Below are 1,895 nucleotides of genomic sequence, written 5' to 3'. Positions count from 1 at the left end.
TCGGCGCCCACGGCGACCCCGCCGGATCCGCCGAGGCCGCCGCCGCGCTCGCCGAGGTGCTGCTCGCGTCCGGCGAGACGCGGCAGGCGCGTGCCCTGCTGGAACGGGTCGGCCGCGTCCAGCGGCACAACGGTGCCGTCCGCGATCTGGCCCGCACCCTCCACCTCGGCGCCCGGCTGTCCCTGTGCGAGGGGGACGAGGACCGCGCCCGGTCGGCGCTGAAGGAGAGCATCGGACTGTACGAGTCGATCGGCGAGCACACCGAACTGCCCGCCGTCCTGGAGATGTTCGCCCTGCTGATCCTTCAGCAGGCGGGCCAGCCCCGGCCCGCCGTCCGGCTGCTCGCGGCGGCCGGAGCGCTGCGGTCCCGTACCGGGGTGGGCGTGGAGCGGGAGCGTGCGGACCGGCTGCGGGCCGCCGTCGAGGAGTTGCGCCGCCGGCTGGGCGGGGCGGTGTTCGCCACCGCGTGGACCGAGGGGCTGCGGCTGCGTCCGGAGGCGATGGCCGCCGAGGCGCTCGGCGCGGCCGAACCGGGCCGGGCCGAGGACAGCGGGGAGAGCGTCGCGCTCACGCCGCGCCAGTTGCAGGTGGCGCTGCTGGTGGCCGACGGCATGACGAACCGGCAGATCGCACACCACCTGGACATCGCCGAGTGGACGGTGGTCAACCACGTCCGCAACGTGATGCGGAAGCTGGGCTGCACCTCCCGGGTCCAGGTCGCCTGGGCCGTGGGCAGGAGCCGGTGATGGCCGGGCTCGGCGAGGCCCCGCGCGCACTGCCCGACGGCGACGGACCGCTCACGGACCTCCTCGGGGGCCTGGAGCCGCCCGCCGGGGTCGCGCGGGCCTTCGTCGAGCGGGGCTGGTGGCGCACCGAGACCGTGGTGCACGACGTGTACCGGGGTGCGGCACGCCATCCGCACCGCACCGCGATCGTCTCCCACCGGGCGCACCGTCCCGCCCCGAGCCGCGTGACACGCATCTCCTACGGTCAACTCGCCGCCTGCACCGGCCGTTTCGCGCACGCCCTGGACGCGCTCGGGGTCCGCCCGGGTGACCCGGTCGCCTTCCAGCTGCCCAACCGCTGGGAGGCGGTGGCGCTGCTGCTGGCCTGTCTGCGGACCGGTGCGGGGGCCGTGCCGGTGATGACCGGGTACGGGGTCCGGGATCTGGAGGCGGTGCTCGCTGCGGCCGAGCCGCGGCTGTGCGTCGTGACGGATCTGTGGGAGGGCGCCGCGCCCGCCCGGGTCCTCGCCGACCTCGCGCCCCGGCTGCCGTGGCTGCGCCACCGGGCCGTGCTCGGGGACGCCGTGGACGCGGGTGCGATCGATTTCGTACGACACTTCGTGCACACCCCGCATGAGCGGTACCGGTCCGCGGGGTGGCTGCGGCTGCCGTCGCGGCCCGCGGACCGGGTCGCTGTGGCGGTCACCTCGCTCGGTCTGCGGGCCGCGCACAGCATGGCTCTGCACACGCCGAACTCACTGCACGCGGGGCTGCCTTCGGTCCCGGCGTCGGCCGAGGCCGCCTTCTCCGCGGTGCCGTTGGCGTCGTTGCCGTCGCTGCTGCACGCGGTGATCGGTCCGCTCACGTACGGGGGGACGGTCGTACTGCAGGACGTGTGGGATGCGGAGACCGCCCTCGGGCTGATGGCCGCGGCGGGGGTGCGTTGGGTGTACGCGAGGCCCGGGCAGTGGGCGGAGCTCGTCGCCGCGCGGGAACGCCGGCCGCGGGAGGGGCTTGAGCTGTACGGCGCGTTCACCTCCGATGAGGCGGGCGCCTGCGCCGCGCTCGGCCGGCGGGTCCACGCCGCGCTGGGGGTGCCGCTGCGGGCCCTGCCGCGGCCTGCCCCCCACACCGAGGGGGGGTCGTCCCGGGGGCATTAAAAAAGCCCTG

2 protein-coding genes are annotated in these 1,895 nt (G+C 76.1%); both read left to right on the top strand.

The window, feature by feature from the left end:
* The coding region (locus TN53_RS48770) for a helix-turn-helix transcriptional regulator (protein ID WP_046263855.1) at positions 1 to 746 on the top strand (746 nt) is incomplete at its 5' end.
* On the top strand, positions 746 to 1,885 hold the full coding sequence (locus TN53_RS40385) for an AMP-binding protein (protein ID WP_052745407.1): 1,140 nt from the start codon (positions 746 to 748) through the stop codon (positions 1,883 to 1,885). The genes TN53_RS48770 and TN53_RS40385, both read left to right, overlap by 1 nt.
* Positions 1,886 to 1,895: the final 10 nt, after the last annotated feature.

The sequence above is a fragment of the Streptomyces sp. WM6386 genome, assembly GCF_000972385.1.
GTDB lineage: Bacteria > Actinomycetota > Actinomycetes > Streptomycetales > Streptomycetaceae > Streptomyces.
Note: the sequence above shows the minus strand (reverse complement) of the source record. Positions and strands in the feature narration are given on the sequence as shown.

Excerpts from the sequence above, each read along its gene's own strand:
- TN53_RS40385 (WP_052745407.1), top strand. The coding sequence starts at position 746 with ATGGCCGGGCTCGGCGAGGCCCCGCGCGCACTGCCCGACGGCGACGGA.